Raw genomic sequence first — 19,797 nt, forward strand, 5'->3', positions numbered from 1 at the left:
TATTATCCTCCATATCTTATAAAAATAATATAGTCTAAGTTTGTTCGTATCTGCTATATAGTCTTAGATAAAAGTGTTTAACCATATAATAACTTTCTATTAACATAATCGAAATAATTAAAAGAATAATTTCCTCATAATGGTAATACCCGATATTAATTGTTGTTAAAATCGGAAAGTCAAAATAAAAATGCATCATACAAGCCAAATATATATTGCCACTTCGTAAAAAAAGATAACTGAAATATATACCTATTATAAATATTTCAAAAAGTTTAGAAATATTATAATGACGTATAGGATAATGGATAATTGAGAATAAAATATTTGTTAGTATCACGCTAAATACTATTTTTAAGATGTTGCTTTTTAAATTTAATATTTCAGATATTTTAAAATAAAGAGTGACTCTATATAAATATTCTTCTGATAAAGCAACTAAAATAAATAAAATCATTTGTGATATTGCAACAATATAGTCTGCCTTGTTCCAGTTTGCAATAATATTCTTAAAATCGAACAACAAAAAAATATTATATATTTTAAATATATCTAGTATATACTTAGTAAATGTCAGCGATAATAACATAAATATAAATGCTTTAATTATAGATTTAAAAGACATCTTAATAAATTTTATATAATTAAATTTTTTTAGTAAAAATATAGCTAAAACTAACAACAAAATTTCCGTAATAAAATTGTAGACTAAATTGCTACTTGTCATAACTAATGGATCATTATTTCTTATATTAAAAAAATGATATATACCTTCAAACAAATACATCATTATAAATTGATAAAAATATAAAGCCATGACAAAAATAAAAAATATTAAAATTAAAGCACTTAGCTTTTTTATCATATTTTACACCTTTTGTCTAATTTTATACGAAAATTATAAGCATTCTTGCTGGAACCAAATTTTGTATTGTATGTTTATTATATCATATTGAGATTCAAATGCAATATATTTTTTTGTTTTTATTGCGCTTCAAAATAAAAAATTTTAGATCTAAATTGTTCGGATAAATATAATGGCTTAATGCCATTTATTAGCGTAAAAAATGCTTCCCTTAAATTAAACTATCTATTTTAAGGGAAGCATGTACCATCAATACTTAAGAGATCTATGCCCAAGTCCAATGGCAACTTCGTTTAAGTTTAGCATTCCAACGGCGAAAAATGCACAGACGCAAAGGTGTTCGCCATAAAATGCTATTCCAATCTTGCCACCTATATTAAGCCCCATAGCTTTATCTTTTAGCTGCATTATTGCCTCATGTGTTGCACCTGCAACAGCCCCTTCTCCTACATGGTTGTCCTCTACGACTCCTTCTCTTTTTGCCGCTACAACTGCCCTTTCTATTATCTTTGAAATTGAATTAATGTATTCGCCGCCATAATCTACCGCCGCTACCTTGATGCCCTCTTTTCCATACTTCTCCTTTAATACGGCTTCATCTTCTCTCCTTGACATAGCCATCCTTATGGCTACTCTCGCAACATCTATGCTTCTTATTTCTTTCATAACTCAACAGCCCTTTTTAAGGGCACCTCCTTCATCATTTAAAATGCTTTCAGTATTATTTCGTATACAATAGGTATAAATATTGACGGAAGCAAGTTCCCAATCTTTATTTTCGTCAAATTCAGCATATTTAATGATATGCCTATTATCAAGACGCCACCAATGGCAGACATGTCCGCTATCACGTTAGCAGTCAATAAATCTTTAAGAAGCGATGCACACAAAGTTATAGAGCCTTGATATAATAGGACACTTATGGATGATATCATGACACCTATCCCTAATGTAGATGCAAATATTATAGATGATATGCCATCCAACATGGATTTGGCAAAAAGTATACTGTGATCACCTTGTAAACCGTCTTTTAATGCTCCCACAATAGCCATCGCGCCAATACAGTATATGAGGCTTGCTGTCACAAAGCCTTCGCTTATCTTATTTTCACCGTTTCTCGATAATTTTCTCTCTAAAAAGTCGCCAAATTGGTTAAGCTTTTTCTCTATGTCCAGCAGTTCACCTACAATGCCGCCTATCGCCAAACTTATTATCACCAGTAGCAAATTTTTGTATTTCAATGCGCTGTCAAATCCTATTATCAAAACGCTTAAAGATATGGCTTGCATAACCGTTGACTTTATTCTATCTGGAATTCCAATTTTAAATAAAGTGCCAACAAAACTACCCACGACAATAGATGCTGCATTGACAAAAGTCCCAATCATCTAATTTTTCCTCTCTTTAAACACGTCTTTTGATACATGATCTTTTGCATAATTAAAAAGGTACTGCTGCGCAAATCCAGACAAATCGCCAAACTTCTCTTTTGCAAAATTCTGCACATCAGAATTATTTGTCTTCCTTTTTAGGTATAAAAATTCTACAACTCGCTTTATCCACACATCTGTCGGAAATGCCTCATATCTTCCGATGGAATAAAGCATGACACAGTCTGCAACCTTTGGCCCTACACCTCTTATGCTCATAAGTATATTACGTACATCGTAAGTATCGTAAAGCTGCAACTCAAAAAGATTTACTTCGTCATTAAATACTTTTAGCGCTGCATCGATTATATACTTCGATCTGAAGCCACATTTACTTTTACTTAGCAATTCCATATCTGCCATTATGAAATCTTGAACTTTAGGAAATGTATAATAAGTCTTATCCCTATAGACAATAGGATGACCCAATAACCTGCTTAAATTCTCTATGACTTTTTTTATCTGTGGAATCCGATTGTTTTGAGATATGATAAATGATATAAGCGTCTCCCACGTGTCTTGCCGCAAAATCCTTATGCCTTCGCCGTACTTTATGGCTGCTTTTAAAATCTCGTCTTGCGAAAGTGTCTCTTTTATCTTGCCGTAGTCTCTGCCCAAGTCAAAGTAATCATACCATATATCATTAAAATCTGCCAAAGTGGTATTATCAATCGTCAATATATCTCCATCTAATTTTACATTTATTACTCTGTCAAATGCGACCCCCGTATAACTTCCATCATCTTCTTCATTCCATCTGAAACATTGTCCACATTCTAATGTCTCTTTAAGGTTAAAATCCTTGATTCCATGCACTATAACCTTAGAACCGGACTGCTCAACTAAATATCTCATTCTCCTCATCACCCACATATAGGTTTTTTACTGCCTTACTACATAATATTTACTGACCTCTACAATTATTATATAATTTTTTGAAGATAAAAAAAAGGCTTATTTGCCTTTATCAAGTATTTCTCGGGTTTTAAGTATCTTGTCATTTCCTTTTATATAAAGTGATTTAACGTGAATCTTTATGTCAAGCACATTTAAAGATGTCATGTACTCTACAACACTTTTTATCTTTTTTATCGCTCCTCTTAAAACGCTGTTTATAGGCGTACCATGCACCATTACAATCTCTATTTTTATTATTATTCCTTCTGTGTAGTTCTCTGTTATGACTTTATTTATTTTATAAATGCCTTCAAATTTCTTCGCTTCATTTAATACAATAGAATTTATGACATTTTCAGAGATTGTGTATTTGCCAAGATAGCTGTAGTATGGCCTCACTACCGTCTTCTCAAAGTCTATCTCTTTTCGTCTAAATATCCTCAATGGATCTATAAAATACCCTGAAAAATGCTTTTTGACTTCAAATGTCGGTACAGGTATTACATGCATACCTTCCTCATATCTTTTCTTTCTTGCAAGCTCTATCTCATCATGTGATAATATATCTTCTATATATATTCGCTCAGCAACAGGCGGTAGATTAAGCCTTTCAGCGATTTTGTCCACCATCTTGTCAGACGTTCCTATTATCAATATTTTATCTGGATTTATTTCTTCAATCGATTTTTTAACCTCTCTGGCGTGTTCATCATCTGTAAAAATGGCCCTTCTTATAGCTGATAATTTTGTCTTTTCTCTTTTGGCAGAAGATCCCGATACGATCCTGTTTTCACATATTAAAAGGCCATCATCTATGATGTACTTTATACCGTATTTCCCTGCAACAACTGACGCATGATGACTTTTGCCGCTTCCACTGGCTCCAACAAAAGAATATACCTTCAATTGATACCCTCCATGATTAAAAATGATGACTATAGGTTATATTATACGGCAACAATTAGATTTTGCAATAAAAATTTAATTCTTCTTTTTTATGCTTAGTTTTACCAATGTCTGTAAAAATTTAATGGCAAATTCCATGTCTATATTGCTTTTAGAAAATGTTATTATAAACACTAAGATGACTATGCTTACAGCTATGAAAGTCAACTGCATATCCATCTTTTCACCCCACCTTCACATGAGTTATAATGGCCTCAATGAAAGTGAATCAAAATGTTTTATTGTGCCATCACGTATGATTATACAACTTTTATCGGTAAAAATGTGGACTTAGGAATCAAAATGTCATTTTAAGGAACGAAAAGATTATCATTCGTTTATCTCATAAGACGGTATTAAGACAGTCACAGAAAAATATTCATCATCGATATTTATGTTTATATCCCCATCATATCTTTTAACAATATCCCTTACGATAGATAGCCCATTGCCCCTTCCAGTGCCTTTCGTTGTAAAGCCATCACATAAGATGTTTTGTTTAACATAATCACTGACAGCCCAGGTATTTTTGACAACAAAGATGTAGTCAACTGGATCTGAATTTAAAATTATCTCCATCTTTCTATCCTTTTTTAGCCTTTCACATTCTTCTGTAGCATTATCTATCAAATTTCCCAAAATAGAGCATACATCATTAACCGCTTTCTGCCTAATCTTCAAATCAACCGTACAAATAAATCGAACGGATATATCCTTTTTCATCGCCTTGCTTATTTTAGAATACAACAGAAGATCTAATATGTCATTTCCAGTGTCAACTTTTATAAGGCTGCTGCTTATGTCGTCAATGTAAGTCTTTAAAAATTCTTCAGCGTCTTTGTACTTCATTTGTCTTATCAATTCATACAAAATCAGTATATTGTTCTTCAATTCATGTTTATTTTTTCTGTATAAATTATTTTGCTCTTCTACAAACTTGAGTTTAAAATCATTAATGATATTTTGGTACTCGTTTTTCCCATTTGTATATATCATCCTTATTATGGTAAAAACCAAAATATTTATGATAAAAATTGTAAAGAATAAAAACAATTTAAAATCAGCCGGCATGAAATACCCTTGTTTATAGTAAATGCTGTTGCTTACCGTAATTATGACAAAAATCATATACACAAAAAACAGTGCAATTATCTTATTCAAACTTTTCCTTACCATGTCATCACCAAGCAACCTAATTTGCTTTCATATCATCCGGCTGGCTTAATATGTCTTTCAATCTATCTCTAAATTCACTGTATAATTTCTTTGATAGATATGCCTTTTTACTTTTATCTCTAAAACTTATTTCAAGTGATGTTCTACTTACAGATTTAATAGAATAAACTTTATAGAGATTTACTATATAAGATCTACTGGCCTTAAAAAACACCTTTTTATTGAGGAGTTTGTAGACATCGCTAAGAGAAGTGTTTGACATAAAATCTTCAAACGCAGTGCAGAAAAAAGTTTTCTTCCTGTTGGCCTCAATAAAGTATATATCATTTGTATTGATTAGCCTTACGTCTTCACCGCATCTTACTTCTATCACAAAAGATGAATCGCTAAATTTTCTCTTTACCCTTTCAATAGTATTAATCAGCCTGTTGTAATTTATAGGCTTTACAATATAGTCAGCGGCATATAGCTTTACGGCATCTTTTATATATTCATCGTAAGACGTTATGAATATGACCTCCGTATTGGGTAGTACGTCCCGAATGTTTTTAACTACCTCTATTCCTGTCATTTGTGGAAGTTTTATATCTAATATAGCTAAATCAGGTTTCACCCTTAGAATAGCATTTAATAAATCTCTTCCTTCGTTTGTGATGTATTCAACTTGAACATCGCTTATCTCCATGACTTTTTTGCTTATCTCTTTTCTAAGCGAATCTTCATCTTCAGCGATTATAGCTTTTAACATAACATCACATCCCTTTATGATTTTCCAACAATATAAATATTCGATATAAAAGAGAGAATTCCTTCAAAAAATGATAATCAATAGAAAAAAGAGAATAAGATGTCCTCATTCCCTATGCAAAAATTAAAAATGCCTATTCAATTACACTGTTAATATGTTCTACATTAATTATACAACAATTTTTGAAACTAAGGTCGATCTGGAACGAAAATGTCAAAATAGAGAACGAAAATGCAGAATGCCATCAAATCAATGTATCGATTAAAAGTTTTACGTTTAGAGCAGTTATTATCACCGCTAAAATAATTAAAACAGCTTTGCTGGCTTTGCCATTTGAATAATTGCCCATGACCTTCTTCGATGATGTAAGATAAATTTGAGTAAACACTGTAATCGGCAATTGTATGCTTAGTATCATCTGAGAAAATATCAAAACCTGAAATGAGTCTTTAAATAAAAATATTACAATAATCGCTGCAAAAAGCGAGATAAATATTCCTGTAAGCGTGTGTTTGTCTTTTATGTTGTAAGGTTCTTTAAAAATCCCAGCGTATATGGAACCACCTGCAATTCCAGATGTTACCGTTGATGAAAAACCTGAGAACAAAAGTGCTATTGCAAATACCAAAGATGCCTTCCCTCCAACAATAGGCTTCAAAAGCTCTCCTGCCTGCTCCAGCATATCCACAGCAATGCCTTTAGTGTAAAATGCCGCAGCCGAAAGAAGTATCATAGCACTATTTATGGCCCAACCTATAATCATCGAAAACAATGTATCGAGAAATTCAAATTTAAGCTGCTTTTTGACAACCGATTCATCTTTAAGATTCCATTGACGGCTTTGAATGATTTCCGAATGGAGGAACAAATTATGTGGCATTACGACAGCACCTAAAACGCTCATGATTACAACCATGGAACTATGAGGTATTGAAGGATTTATCCAACTTATAGCTGCTGCTTTCCAATCTATCTTCACCATGTATACCTCAAACAAAAATGAAAGTCCTATAAGTGACACAAACCCGATTATGATCTTTTCTAAGCGCTTGTAAGAATTTGTATAAAGCACTAAAGATATGACTAATAGCGCTAAAACCGCCCCGATTTTTACAGGTATATTGAAAAGCATCTTTAAAGCTATAGCTGTACCTAATAGTTCTGCTGTAGATGTAGATACTGATGCAGCAACAGCCGACAGCAGGATAAATTTCGAAAGCCTGCTGTCTATAAATATGGATGTAGCTTCAGACAAACAGTAGCCTGTGACGATTCCAAGGTGCGCCGCATTGTGCTGCAATATGATGAGCATTATTGTTGACAGTGTTATAACCCACAGCAGCTTATACCCATATATTGAACCTGCAGAGACATTCGTAGCCCAATTCCCCGGATCTATAAAGCCTACCGTAACCAATATCCCTGGTCCAACGTATTTCAGAAAATTGACGAAAGGGACGACACTTCTATCTTCCTTAAAAAAATCCCCAATGGTTTTTATAAATCTTTTCATGTTTGCCTCCAAAGCAATACAAAAAAATAAATGGATTGTACCATTTATTTTTCTTCGACTTTAGCTTTAAGCAGATTTTCTTCATTTATACGATACGACAATGTCAACAAGCTATCGCTTAAATGCACATTTTCCAGTATCACGTCATCGGGAACCTTTAAATCTATAGGAGAAAAGTTCCATATAGCTTTTATGCCTGCTTTCACTAATCTATCAGCCATAATCTGCGAATTATCCTTTGGTATGCAAAGTATGGCAATGTCTATCTTATTTTTAGACAAAAAGTCCTCTAATGTCTCCACATCCATTATCTCTATATCTCTTATTTTAAGTCCAAACAATCTTGGATTGACATCAAAAATTCCCTTTAAGCTAAATCCGGTTCTCTCAAAATTTGTGTAGTTTGCTATAGCCTGTCCAAGATTACCTGCACCAATGATAATAGTGCTGTATGTCTTATCTAAGCCTAAAATCTTTGTCAGAGTATTGTAAAGCTCTTCTACGTTGTAACCATAACCTTGCTGTCCAAATCCACCGTAATTATTGAGGTCCTGCCTTATCTGCGAGGCAGTCACGCCCATCCTTTCGCTTAACTCTCTGGATGAAATCCTTTTTACATCATTTTTCAACAATTCTTCTAAATATCTATGGTATCTCGGCAATCTCCTTATTACAGGCATAGGCACTATAGTCTTTTTAGTCATAAAATCACCCCAAATAAAATCCTAATAAAAAAATTATATTACTTTGTAAATAATATGTCAACCTGGAAATATCTATTTTTTACTGAGCAGGTTCCCACTTGTTGTAATCGCTGTTCATTATCACAATATCAACTCTCCTGTTAAGCTGCCTATTTTTATCGCTGTCGTTTGGCACTATTGGACGATACTCACCATACCCTACAGCCGAAATTTTTGCCGGATCCATCTTTACGTCATTCACCAAAATCTCAACCACATTTGTGGCTCTTATGACAGAAAGCTCCCAGTTTGAATGAAATTGATTATTGTTTATGGGAACATTATCTGTATAGCCCTCAACGCGGATGTAATTGGGCATCGATTTTAATATGTTTCCTATTTTTATCAATGTCTCTTTCTGCTCAGGTTTGACATCTGCTGAACCAGTGTCAAACAACAACGTATCATTTAGGCTTATGACAAAACCTCTCTCGTCCACCTTGTAAGTCACCATGTTTTGAAGATTGTACTGTTTTATAAGCTTGTCAAGCTGTGATGCAATCGAATTGTCGTTAGTGCCATTTGTACCTGTAGTCTTAATGCTGTCAAGTATGCTATTTCCACTTTGTTGACCTATGACGTAATTTGTTCCATCAAAGGTTTTACCAAGTGATGCAGCAATTTGCTGGAATTTCTGCGAATTAACCGTACTTATAGTATAAAGCACGATAAAAAATATCATAAGCAGCGTTATCATGTCAGAATAAGTAAGCAACCATCTTTCGCTGTTTTCCTTTTTCCCTTCATCTTCTTCATGCCTTATCATCAGCAATTTCACCTTTCACACTTTGTTCTTTTGCTTTAGCAACTGATTCCCTTTCAACTACAAATGTCAGCAACTTCTTCTCCACGATCTTAGGATTTTCACCAGCCTGCAGCGAAAGGCTGCCTTCCAAGATTATCTCCTTTTCCGTCTTTTTGATCTGCGCTTTGTTCTTAAGCTTATTGCCTATAGGCAGCCATACAAGGTTAGCCATACTTACACCATAAAGTGTAGCTATAAAAGCAACAGCTATTGAAGGCCCCAACTTATCTGGTTCACTGAGATTTCCCAAGACGTGAACAAGCCCCATAACCGTACCTATGATACCCATTGTCGGAGAATATCCTCCAGCAGCTTCAAAGATGCTGGCTTCTCTTTTTAGCTCTTTATCTTCTATGTATATCCTATTTTCCATAGTAGTCCTTATAAGCTCAATATCCGCACCATCTATGACAAGTTCAATGCAGTCTTTTAAAATAGGATCGTAGTTTTTAATTTCATCTGACTGCAACTCCTGTTCAAGACTTAAAAGTCCTTCGCTTCTGGCTTTTTGAGCGAGATACACAAAATACTTGATTATATCACCGTATTTGTTGCCTTCCTCTTTAAAAGCCTTCCCAATCAATTTCGGAAGTTTCAACATATCTTTCATCGAAAAAGAAGTCATAGTAGCGCCTATCGTTCCACCTAAAACTATAAGTGCTGCCGATACACCTATTAAAGATGCAACGCTTCCACCCTCCATGACAAATGCTAAGATGAGAGAGCCAAACCCTAACAAAATCCCTAATAACGTCGAAAAATCCATACACATTCACCTCGTTAATTTTGACATATATAATATCGGCAACAAAACCATAAAAATTAAATATCAATTGCACTTTAAATAGGACATAATCTTTGATATATTATATTATAACAGGAGGAGTATTAAATGGCTATAATATCAGCAAATAACGTAAATTTATCATACGGAATAAATAGCATATTAGAAAATATATCTTTCATTGTAAATGAAGGAGATAAAATAGGTGTTGTAGGAGATAATGGAGCTGGAAAATCGACTCTATTTAAGCTTATAGTAAAAGATCTTCAGCCTGACATCGGAAACATATCGATGCCACTAATAAGCGTAGGATATCTTGAGCAAAACGCCTATATAATAAGCAACAAGTCTATTTACGATGAAGTCAAGACAGTCTTTCAAGACATTGAAAATCTTGAAAATGAAATAAAGAAGCTGGAAAAATTGATAGCAGATACAAAAGATGAATCTAAATTATATAAGCTTCTTGACGAATATTCAAAGTTGACAGATGAATACAACAAAAAAGAGGGTTATTCGGTTGACAGCAAAGTTCGAGGCGTGCTTATAGGATTAGGCTTTAGCCAAGAAGAATTTGATAAACCTGTTTCTACCTTAAGCGGTGGCCAAAAGACAAGGCTTATGCTGGCAAAGGCGCTTTTAAAAGATCCTGACCTTCTTCTTTTAGATGAGCCTACAAATCATCTTGATATACCTTCCATAGAGTGGCTTGAGCAGTATTTGAGATTTTTTAGAGGAACTGTAATGGTCATATCACATGACAGATTTTTTCTCGACAGAATCGCAACTCGAATATTTGAGATAGAAAATAAGACATTGAAATCCTACGATGGAAATTACACAGAGTACGTAAAGAAAAAGAATGAAGAAATAAGCATAATGATGAAGGCTTATGAAGAGCAGCAAAAGGAAATCAAGAGAATACAGGAAATGATAATGATACAGAAAAATCGCCGCCGCGAAAAATCAGTAAAAATGGCTGAAAGCAAGCAAAAACTTCTGGACAAGATGGAGAAAATAGATAAGCCTTCTATAAACAATGAAACAATTAAACTTTCGTTTGATTTTATAGAAAAAAGCGGAAATGATGTTTTAAAGGTATCTGACCTCTCATTGTCTTTCGATAAACCTGTATTTCACAATATAAGCTTTGAAGTCTACAAAGGAGATAGAATAGCTATCTTAGGGCCTAATGGCGTAGGAAAAACTTCTCTCCTTAAAACCATCGTAGGCGAGATTGCAAATTACGAAGGAAGCATAAGCTTAGGCACAAATGTATCGATAGGCTATTATCAACAGGAGTTTTCAAATCTAAACGATGAGAAAACAATAATCGACGAAATATGGGATGAAAATCCTTATCTGACTCAAACAGAAGTAAGGACTATGCTGGGCTCTTTTTTGTTCAGCGGCGATGATGTGTTTAAACAAATAGGCAAGTTAAGTGGCGGGGAAAAAGCAAGAGTTTCCCTTTTAAAGCTTATCCTTTCAAAAGCCAACTTTCTACTTTTAGACGAGCCTACAAACCATCTCGACCTGAAGTCAAAGGAAGTGCTGGAAAAGGCATTGTTAGATTTTGGTGGCACACTTCTATTCGTGTCACACGACAGGTACTTTATAGACAAAATAGCCACAAAAGTATTGGAAATGTCCAGCGATTCTATTAAGGAATACTATGGGAATTATTCGTACTACGTAGAAAAAAGAAATGAAAATAATACAAAAGAAGACGAAGAGGAAAAAAAGACAAAGACACAGCTTAAGAACGAAAAAATGCGAGAAAAGCTAAAGCAGAAAGAAGCCAAAAAGCAAAGGGAATACATGGCACGAATAGAAAACGAGATAATAGAAACTGAAGACGCCATAAAAGAACTGGAAGAAAAAATGTGCAATCCCGATATATACAAAACTGGAGAAATCGTCGACACACAGTCAAAATACAATATGTTAAAAGAAAAATTAGAAAAACTGTATGAAGAATGGGAAATTTTAAGCGGGTAAATTATACCCGCTTTAATATTGCTTCTTCAAATCGATGACGTTTATGTAATCACCATCGCCCATATATGCTTTAAGGTTGTGTTTCAATATTTGCACTGCCCTTTCCATGTATCGAGGCGATATGCCTGCCGTATGCGGTGTGATCACCACATTTTCCATGTCCCACAGAGGACTATCTTTTGAAAGCGGTTCATTTCCAAATACATCCAATGCAGCGCCTCTTATGTTTTTTTGCCTCAACGCATCAATTAAGGATACCTCATCGACAACACTTCCTCTGCCGATGTTTATAAATACGCTGTCGCTTTTCATGCTTTTAAAAAACTCAGCATCCAAAAGATGGTATGTGTCATCAGTCAAAGGCAGCGCACATATTACGTAATCAGCATTTGAAACTGCATATATCATATTTTCATCTGTGTACATCTCATCTATAAAGGGACTTGACTTGCCTGATTTTCTTACTCCAACGGTTTTCATTCCAAATTCCCGTGCAATCCTTGCTATTTCTTCTCCAATGCTTCCGACGCCAAGTATGCAAACAGTCTTTCCGTACAATTCAGAAACCCTTACAGATTTGTCCCATTCTCTATTGATTTGCTTTCTTATGAAGTAATTTAATCCTCTTTCAAATAAAAGCATGTATCCTAAAACTTGCTCAGATATCTGATACTTGTGAACACCTTTTGAATTGGTCAAGATTATATTCCTCTGCTTAAGTATATCAAACGGCATCGCATCAGCACCAGCACTCAATAGGTGAATCCATTTTAAGTTTTTGGCATCGTCTATCAATTCCTTTTTAGCATCTCCATCAAAGCAAACCATCACTTCCACATCTTCAATATATTTGGAAATGTCTTCTACGTCGTCTTTGCTTATTACATTAAAATTTGGCGCAATGCTTTGTATCTCCTCAATATACTTTTTGCCTACCTTTGACAGAAAAAGCATGTTATTCATAATAGAAAGCCCCTTTCTTTTTTCCATTTGATTACATAATATCCAAACTATTAAAGTTAATCACAGTATCCACAAAGTTATCCACAGACACATAACAGCATCATGTCAGATTTAAAGACAATTTTCCACAATATGCACAGATTTTTCGCCAACAATCAAAAAAGTTTTAAATACGGGACAGCATTTAAGTCTAATCCTGAAACTTTTCCGCGAATAAAGTCAAAATACCCTGCACTTGCTATCATAGCGCCATTGTCTGTGCAGTACACTTGTTTTGGAAAATGAATCACAAACCCTTCTTCATCTGCCAGTTTTTTTAATCTTTCTCGAAGAAGGCTGTTAGAAGCCACACCGCCTGCTATGGATATTTTTTTTATGTTTTTAAACTTAGCAGCCTCAATAAGCTTTGATGACAAAACATCGACTACATTCATCTGAAAGCTGGCAGCATAGTCTGCCACATTTATCTCAATGCCATTTTGCCTTTCTTTGTGCAATTGATTTATGACTGCTGTCTTCAATCCACTAAAGCTAAAATCAAAATTATCCTTTTCCATAAAAGACTTTGGAAAGTTATACCGATATGGATCACCACTTTTTGAGATCTCATCTATTTTAGGACCACCAGGATAGCCAAGACCTAATGCTCTTGCCACCTTGTCAAATGCTTCTCCTGCAGCATCATCCATCGTTCTGCCGAGAACCTCATACTGTCCATAGTCTTTTACAAATACGATGTGACTGTGTCCACCTGACGCTATAAGGCAAATAAACGGCGGTTCAAAATCGCTGTCAAGGTAATTTGCAGATATATGCCCTTCAATGTGGTTTACGCCAACAAATGGCACGCCTTTCCCGTATGCCAAAGCCTTTCCGTACGAAAGCCCTACCAGCAATGCGCCTACAAGTCCCGGACCGTATGTAGCAGCAACAACATCAACGTCATCAAGCGTCACATCTGCCTTCAAAAGGGCCTCTTTCACCACATTTCCAATGGCTTCAATGTGGTTTCTTGATGCTATCTCAGGGACAACACCGCCAAATTCCTTGTGTATATTTATCTGCGAATATATGACATTAGACATCACGATTTTGCCGTCTCTTACGACACTTGCCGATGTCTCATCGCAGGATGTTTCAATCCCTAATACAATCGTGTTTTCCCTCATACAATCTCTCCTTACATATCGTATTTCCACATTATGACTGCATCTTCATTGTTGTCCTGATAATACCCTCTTCTCTTGCCAACAGGTCTAAATCCGTATTTTTTATAAAGCGATTGTGCTACAAGGTTAGATTCTCTCACTTCCAGAGTCATAGACGTTATGCCTTTTGTCTTAGCAAGTTCAATAAGCCCCTCAACGATGGCAGAACCTACGCCTTGCCCTCGAAAATCCGGATGAACGGCAATGTTTGTTATATGTCCTTCGTCCACAACAACCCAAAAACCGCCGTATCCAGCCACCTTGCCATCTACCTCGGCAACAATGTAGTGTGCACAACTATTTTTCGTAACTTCCATCACAAATGATTCAAAAGACCATGGCACAGAAAAGCTTAAATACTCAATTTCCATGACTTTGTCTATATCGCTTTTTACCATAGGGCGAATCTTTATATCCATAAGACCCTCCAAAACATCACTTAGAATTTTCCAGCGGTGCAGGCTTTCTAATATAATACGGTTTAAAATCAAGATATGTGCATATCTCGCCCTTAGATATTTTCTTAAGTGCCATCATTCCAACCGATGACGCTCTTGATATGTTGTTAATCGGCGATGCAAAAATGGCATCTGGCAACGCACTTTTTAACGTGTCTTTATAAGCAATGGTGCCATCTCCTACGAATAAAACTTCTTCACCGTATACCTTTGCTATGTCTAAAACCACTTCTACTTCTTCCAGTGACACATCTTTTAGTCTACTTAACTCACTACCACCTTTATAAAAAGCCGTATAGACGTTTCCTCTTAATGCATCAATAATAGGGCAGATGATGCCGTTATATTCTCCTACGTTATAGGCAAGGGCATCTAATGATGATACGCCAACAATCGGTACATCAAGAGATTGAGCTAACCCCTTAGCAGTAGCGGCACCTATCCTTAAACCTGTAAAAGATCCAGGTCCTTCACATACAGCTATATGGGTTATTTCCTCTTTTTTTACCTCCGCCATTTTTAAAAGTTCATCCATCATTGGCATCAATATGACAGAATGTCTCAAATGATTTATTGAAAATTCACCTATTAAGCCACTTTCATCCACTAAAGCCACAGTAGCCGTCTTTGACGATGAATCTATTGCAAGTACCTTCATCACTTCATCTCCTTAATCACTTCATCGTATTTTGCACCATGTGATTCTATCTCTATTATCCTCTCATCGAAAGAATCACCCATGAAAATATGCACAAATATATTTTCCTTCGGGATAAGAGGCATTATCTTTTCAGGCCACTCAATGACACAAACACCATCACCGTAAAAATATTCCTCATAGCCTATATCGTACAATTCCATGTAGTCGTCAATCCTGTAAACGTCAAAATGGTAAAGAGGAATTTCTCCCATATGCTCATTTACAATCATGAATGTAGGGCTTGTGACATAGTCCCATATACCCATACCTTTAGCAATGCCTTTTGTCAAAACTGTCTTGCCTACACCTAAATCTCCAGATATAAGCACGATACTTCCTCTTTTTAGCAAACTGCCTAACTTAACCCCTATCTTTTCCGTTTCATCAGAGCTTTTTGTCCTAAAATGTATTTTCATTGAGAACACCACCGTGAAATTTATACAAATATTATATACCAAGTATACCATAAAACAAACGCCTAATGGCTGAATAAAAAAGCGCAAAAAAATAACGGAACACTGTCCGTTATTTTAAGTGACTACATCTTCAACATTGGAGATAATTTCTTGTAAATGAGGAACGTGATTAGAGATATTACTAAGCCTTTCAAGATGTTGAAAGGAAAAATACCGTACGCTATCAATGTCTTCAAATCAACTATATGGCTATTTACCGCCTTTCCCATTCCAACAATGGCGCTTAACGGCCAACCCATTATCTTCTGATATAATGGCAAAAATACATAGTAGTTTAATACTGATCCCGCAATAGCCATGACAATAGTTCCTAAAATCATTGCAAATAACGCTGACTTTTTAGATTTGTTTCTCATGTAGATTACGCCAACAGTAAATACGTAAATAGAGCCTACAACGAAATTGGCCACTTCTCCTATACCTGCAGATTGACTAACCGGAAGATGTATCACATTCTTTACAACCTCCACAAAGATGCCGTATACAGGCCCTAATGCAAATGCCGCTAAAAGAGGCGGTATATCGCTAAAATCAAATTTTAAAAAGCTTGGAAATAGTGGCAATTGAAATTCTAAGTACATCAGTACAAATGCTATTGCTGAAAGCAACCCTACAGTCACAATCACTTTTGTCTTGCTGTGTTCCATAAATGACACCTCCAAATTTAAAAATCCCGAAGAAACATCTTCAGGATGAAAGCAAACAAAAATAAATCTTCTTCCATCCAGACTGTACTGTCGGCCTTGGAATCTCACCAAGTCCACCGCATATGCGGGTCGCGGGCTCGCTTACGCTTACCGCCGGTCGGGAATTTCACCCTGCCCTGAAGATATTCTCCACTGGTTTATTCAATTCTAAATATTATAATGTCACAAATATATCAATTTGTCAAGTATTTTTTAATCGTCAACCACAACAGTGCCTGTATTTCCTGATAAAGCATCATGTGCCTTTTCTAAAGACGTTATTATGGCTCGCCTTCCTTTTCTTGACCTGGCAAACCTTATTGCAGCCTTGACTTTCGGCATCATTGAGCCTTCTGCAAAATGACCTTCGTTTAAATACATCTCTATATCATGGCTTGAAATTACATCCAGAGGCTTTTCATCAGGCTTTTTGAAGTTGATGTACACTTTTTCTACAGCGGTCAATATCAATAAAATATCTGCATCCAAATCTTCTGCCAATTTCTCAGATGCCAAATCTTTATCTATCACAGCAGCCACACCTTTTAAGCTGCCATTTTCCCTTACTACAGGTATTCCTCCGCCACCCGCCGTTATTACAACGACACCGTTTCTCTCCAAAAGCTTTATTGTGTTTAATTCAACTATCTCTTTAGGCTCTGGTGATGCTACGACTCTCCTATATCCTCTTCCACTGTCCTCTACCATCTGATATCCTTTTTCATTTTCCAATAGCTCCGCATCTTCCTTAGAGTAAAACGGTCCTATTGGCTTTGTAGGATGTGAAAATGCAGCATCATCTTTATCTACAACAACCTGTGTAACGATTGTTGCAACATCCTTTTGTATATTCTTCTCTTTAAAAACCTCGCCTAAACATTGCTGAATCATATAGCCTATCATTCCCTGGCTTTCCGCGCCGCACACATCAAAGGGCATGGCTGGTATTATGTTAGACGCTGTCTCGTTCTGTATTACGATGTTTCCTACCTGTGGCCCATTTCCATGTGTCACAATGACAGAATACCCTTCTTTTATGATGTCTGCAATGTACATAGCCGTCTTTCTAACTGTATTCAATTGTGATTCGGCTGTAGGCACCATATCCTTGTCTTGCAGTGCATTTCCCCCAAGCGCAATTACTACTTTTCCTTTCATCGTATCCTCCTACTTACGCAAATAATGACATTCTACATTATATCATTTTATTCGCGATTTGAATAGTATGTGAAAAAGCCAAGGCAAATTGCCTTGACTTTTTTAGAGAATCGTCGCTATCATGACAGCCTTAATGGTATGCTTTCTGTTTTCAGCCTCATCCCACACCCTCGACTGCTTTCCTTCGATCACTTCGTACGTTACTTCCTGTCCCTTTACAGCAGGCAAGCAGTGCAAAAATATCGTATCAGACCTATTTGTCTTTTTCATAAGCTCGTCGTTCACTTGGAATGGCCTTAACAGCATTTCTCTCTCTTTTTGCTTTGATTCTTCTCCCATAGATGCCCATACATCTGTGTAAATTGCATGTGCGCCTTCTAAGCCTTCACCAGGCACATCTGTCAGAGTAAATGTCCCTCCATTCTCAGCAGCCATTTCTCTAATCTCATTTATGTAGTCCTCTTGAGGCCAAAGCTCTCTTGGCGAATTAATCACGTATTCCATGCCCATTTTTGCACAACCAATAGCCAGCGTGTTTGCCATGTTGTTTCTTCCATCGCCGACAAACACCAATTTTGTGCCTTTTAAGTGTCCAAATTCCTCTTCTATCGTCATTAAATCAGCCAAAACCTGTGTAGGATGGTATTCGTCTGTAAGCCCATTGTATACAGGAACGCCTGAATACTTTACAAGAGCTTCAACAGTGCTTTGATTGTAACCTCTAAATTCGATGGCATCAAACATCCTGCCGAGAACTCTCGCAGTGTCTTCTATGGATTCTTTTGCCCCAAGCTGAATATCATCTGTCGACAAGAAGACAGGGTGTCCTCCTTCTTCGCCAAATGCTGTCTCAAATGCACACCTGGTCCTTGTTGAGCGCTTTTCAAATATCAGTGCAATTGTCTTTCCCAAAAACCTTTGATGGACTATTCCTGCCTTTCTTTCTGCTTTAACCTGCTTTGAAATGTCCAGAAGATACCTTATCTCCTGCGGTGTATAGTCTTTTAAAGATAATAAACTCCTGCCTTTTAAATTAAATCCCATTTACTTTACTCCTTTCAAAACTATATTTATCTTTTAAATACCAATTGTCCATTTATGAATACAAACTTTGTCTTAGTCTTTATCTCAATTGGATTTCCGTCAAATACGGCTATATCAGCATCTTTTCCCTTTTCTATGCTGCCAACTCTATCGTCTATTCCGACGATCTTAGCTGGATTTATCGTAATAGCCTTTAATGCCTCCATCTCATCCATACCTTCTCTTACTGCAAGACCTGCACAAATCGGCAAGTAATTAAGCGGAATGACAGGATGGTCAGTCATAATAGCTACATCCAACCCTGCTTTTGATAAAATCCCCGGCGTCTTAAAAGTAAGGTTTGCAAGCTCCACCTTTGATCTTTCAGATAACGACGGACCAACGATGACTTTTGCCTTTTCCATTACAAGGTAATCAGCTATAAGATGGCCTTCAGTGCAATGGTCAATGGTTATGTCCACGTTAAATTCCTTTGCTATCCTTAAAGCAGTGAATATGTCATCAGCCCTATGGGCATGTGCCTTTAAAGGTATCTCTCTTTTTAATACTTTAACCAAAATCTCAAGCCCCAGATCTCTTGACGGCTTTTTCTCATCATCAGAAGAATCTTTCTCCATGTCCTCCATGTACTCTTGGGCCTTTATAAGCTCCTGTCTAAGCAGTGCAGCAATGCCCATTCTGGTCATAGGCATCTTGTGCTGTTCATTGTAGACAGATTTAGGGTTTTCTCCAAAAGCCACTTTAACCGCAACAGGTTCTTTTACTATCATATCGTCGATGCGTCTGCCATAAGTCTTGATGGCTACAAATTGTCCACCTATGACATTAGCGCTGCCAGGACCTGTAACAGCCGTAGTCACACCTGCCTCGTATGCTTCTTGAAAATACTTATCCATAGGGTTTATGCCATCAATAGCCCGCAACTGCGGTGTGATAGGATCTGTCTCCTCATTTCCATCTGCACCTTCAAACCCTACGGCATTTTCCCACATGCCCAAGTGGCAATGAGCATCTATCATGCCTGGCATCACTGTAAGATCAGATACATCTATGACTTCCGCATCAAGCGGTGCTATTATTTCCTCACTTACATCTAATATCTTTCCATCTCCTATAAGTACATCAGCCTTTTCATAATTTTTCCCTGCCATAGTCAATACTTTGCCGCCTTTTAAAAGATACACCGTAAAACCC

22 protein-coding genes and 1 riboswitch are annotated in these 19,797 nt (G+C 36.2%); of the genes, 1 reads left to right on the forward strand and 21 read right to left on the reverse strand.

Annotated elements, in window-relative coordinates:
• Positions 1-34 precede the first annotated feature (34 nt).
• The 12 genes from JJQ93_RS07450 to JJQ93_RS07505 all read right to left on the reverse strand — a co-directional run bounded on the left by JJQ93_RS07450 (position 35) and on the right by JJQ93_RS07505 (position 9,891).
• Positions 35-865, reverse strand: coding sequence for a CPBP family intramembrane glutamic endopeptidase (locus tag JJQ93_RS07450; RefSeq protein WP_274893287.1), 831 nt, complete (start codon positions 863-865; stop codon positions 35-37).
• Positions 866-1,114: 249 nt separating this feature from the next.
• Positions 1,115-1,531, reverse strand: a complete 417-nt coding sequence (locus JJQ93_RS07455) for a HutP family protein (protein WP_014759429.1) — start codon at positions 1,529-1,531, stop codon at positions 1,115-1,117.
• 38 nt (positions 1,532-1,569) lie between these two features.
• Entirely contained in the window at positions 1,570-2,256 is a 687-nt protein-coding gene (locus JJQ93_RS07460) for a DUF554 domain-containing protein (RefSeq protein ID WP_274893288.1), read from the reverse strand.
• Positions 2,257-3,153, reverse strand: a complete 897-nt coding sequence (locus tag JJQ93_RS07465; RefSeq protein ID WP_206198991.1) for a DNA-3-methyladenine glycosylase family protein — start codon at positions 3,151-3,153, stop codon at positions 2,257-2,259.
• 99 nt (positions 3,154-3,252) lie between these two features.
• On the reverse strand, positions 3,253-4,101 hold the full coding sequence (locus tag JJQ93_RS07470; RefSeq protein WP_274893289.1) for an Asp23/Gls24 family envelope stress response protein: 849 nt from the start codon (positions 4,099-4,101) through the stop codon (positions 3,253-3,255).
• A 75-nt stretch (positions 4,102-4,176) separates the two neighbouring features.
• Positions 4,177-4,320, reverse strand: a complete 144-nt coding sequence (locus tag JJQ93_RS07475) for a hypothetical protein (protein ID WP_014759433.1) — start codon at positions 4,318-4,320, stop codon at positions 4,177-4,179.
• 150 nt (positions 4,321-4,470) lie between these two features.
• A complete protein-coding gene (locus JJQ93_RS07480) occupies positions 4,471-5,301 on the reverse strand; it encodes a sensor histidine kinase (RefSeq protein ID WP_274893290.1) in 831 nt (276 codons plus the stop codon).
• Between the two features lie 31 nt (positions 5,302-5,332).
• Complete coding sequence (locus tag JJQ93_RS07485) at positions 5,333-6,064, reverse strand: LytR/AlgR family response regulator transcription factor (protein ID WP_274893291.1); 732 nt, start codon at positions 6,062-6,064, stop codon at positions 5,333-5,335.
• Positions 6,065-6,308: 244 nt separating this feature from the next.
• Entirely contained in the window at positions 6,309-7,577 is a 1,269-nt protein-coding gene (locus JJQ93_RS07490) for an Nramp family divalent metal transporter (RefSeq protein WP_274893292.1), read from the reverse strand.
• Between the two features lie 44 nt (positions 7,578-7,621).
• Complete coding sequence (locus JJQ93_RS07495) at positions 7,622-8,281, reverse strand: redox-sensing transcriptional repressor Rex (protein WP_013787472.1); 660 nt, start codon at positions 8,279-8,281, stop codon at positions 7,622-7,624.
• Between the two features lie 79 nt (positions 8,282-8,360).
• The gene (locus JJQ93_RS07500) at positions 8,361-9,086 is read right to left on the reverse strand and encodes an OmpA/MotB family protein (RefSeq protein WP_085111669.1); all 726 of its coding nucleotides are present in this window, start codon (positions 9,084-9,086) and stop codon (positions 8,361-8,363) included.
• Positions 9,073-9,891: a flagellar motor protein gene (locus JJQ93_RS07505; RefSeq protein ID WP_013787470.1), complete on the reverse strand. Its 819-nt coding sequence runs from the start codon at positions 9,889-9,891 to the stop codon at positions 9,073-9,075. Before JJQ93_RS07505 ends, JJQ93_RS07500 begins: the two co-directional genes overlap by 14 nt.
• A 126-nt stretch (positions 9,892-10,017) precedes the next feature.
• On the opposite strand from JJQ93_RS07505, the gene JJQ93_RS07510 reads away from it, so the two are divergent.
• Positions 10,018-11,910, forward strand: a complete 1,893-nt coding sequence (locus JJQ93_RS07510; RefSeq protein WP_274893293.1) for an ABC transporter ATP-binding protein — start codon at positions 10,018-10,020, stop codon at positions 11,908-11,910.
• Between the two features lie 12 nt (positions 11,911-11,922).
• Here the strand turns inward: JJQ93_RS07510 and JJQ93_RS07515 are convergent, their stop codons facing one another.
• From JJQ93_RS07515 to JJQ93_RS07555, 9 genes are all read right to left on the reverse strand, one after another.
• Positions 11,923-12,900, reverse strand: coding sequence for a D-2-hydroxyacid dehydrogenase (locus JJQ93_RS07515; protein ID WP_274893294.1), 978 nt, complete (start codon positions 12,898-12,900; stop codon positions 11,923-11,925).
• A 128-nt stretch (positions 12,901-13,028) separates the two neighbouring features.
• Positions 13,029-14,042 carry a tRNA (adenosine(37)-N6)-threonylcarbamoyltransferase complex transferase subunit TsaD gene (tsaD, locus tag JJQ93_RS07520; RefSeq protein WP_274893295.1) on the reverse strand — a complete coding sequence of 338 codons (1,014 nt, stop codon included), beginning with the start codon at positions 14,040-14,042 and terminating at the stop codon, positions 13,029-13,031.
• Between the two features lie 11 nt (positions 14,043-14,053).
• Entirely contained in the window at positions 14,054-14,500 is a 447-nt protein-coding gene (gene rimI, locus JJQ93_RS07525; RefSeq protein ID WP_274893296.1) for a ribosomal protein S18-alanine N-acetyltransferase, read from the reverse strand.
• A 16-nt stretch (positions 14,501-14,516) separates the two neighbouring features.
• Entirely contained in the window at positions 14,517-15,197 is a 681-nt protein-coding gene (tsaB, locus tag JJQ93_RS07530; RefSeq protein ID WP_274893297.1) for a tRNA (adenosine(37)-N6)-threonylcarbamoyltransferase complex dimerization subunit type 1 TsaB, read from the reverse strand.
• Positions 15,197-15,655 (reverse strand): tRNA (adenosine(37)-N6)-threonylcarbamoyltransferase complex ATPase subunit type 1 TsaE, encoded by a 459-nt coding sequence (gene tsaE, locus JJQ93_RS07535; RefSeq protein ID WP_274893298.1) that lies wholly within the window; start codon positions 15,653-15,655, stop codon positions 15,197-15,199. Before tsaE ends, tsaB begins: the two co-directional genes overlap by 1 nt.
• A gap of 122 nt (positions 15,656-15,777) precedes the next feature.
• Entirely contained in the window at positions 15,778-16,362 is a 585-nt protein-coding gene (locus JJQ93_RS07540) for an ECF transporter S component (protein ID WP_274893299.1), read from the reverse strand.
• A gap of 61 nt (positions 16,363-16,423) precedes the next feature.
• Positions 16,424-16,550: riboswitch (FMN riboswitch) on the reverse strand.
• Between the two features lie 64 nt (positions 16,551-16,614).
• Positions 16,615-17,559, reverse strand: a complete 945-nt coding sequence (gene arcC, locus JJQ93_RS07545) for a carbamate kinase (RefSeq protein WP_274893300.1) — start codon at positions 17,557-17,559, stop codon at positions 16,615-16,617.
• A 102-nt stretch (positions 17,560-17,661) separates the two neighbouring features.
• On the reverse strand, positions 17,662-18,603 hold the full coding sequence (argF, locus tag JJQ93_RS07550) for an ornithine carbamoyltransferase (protein ID WP_274893301.1): 942 nt from the start codon (positions 18,601-18,603) through the stop codon (positions 17,662-17,664).
• 26 nt (positions 18,604-18,629) lie between these two features.
• A complete protein-coding gene (locus JJQ93_RS07555) occupies positions 18,630-19,787 on the reverse strand; it encodes an amidohydrolase (RefSeq protein WP_274893302.1) in 1,158 nt (385 codons plus the stop codon).
• Positions 19,788-19,797 lie beyond the last annotated feature (10 nt).

The sequence above is a fragment of the Thermoanaerobacterium sp. R66 genome, from assembly GCF_028895185.1.
Lineage (GTDB): Bacteria > Bacillota > Thermoanaerobacteria > Thermoanaerobacterales > Thermoanaerobacteraceae > Thermoanaerobacterium.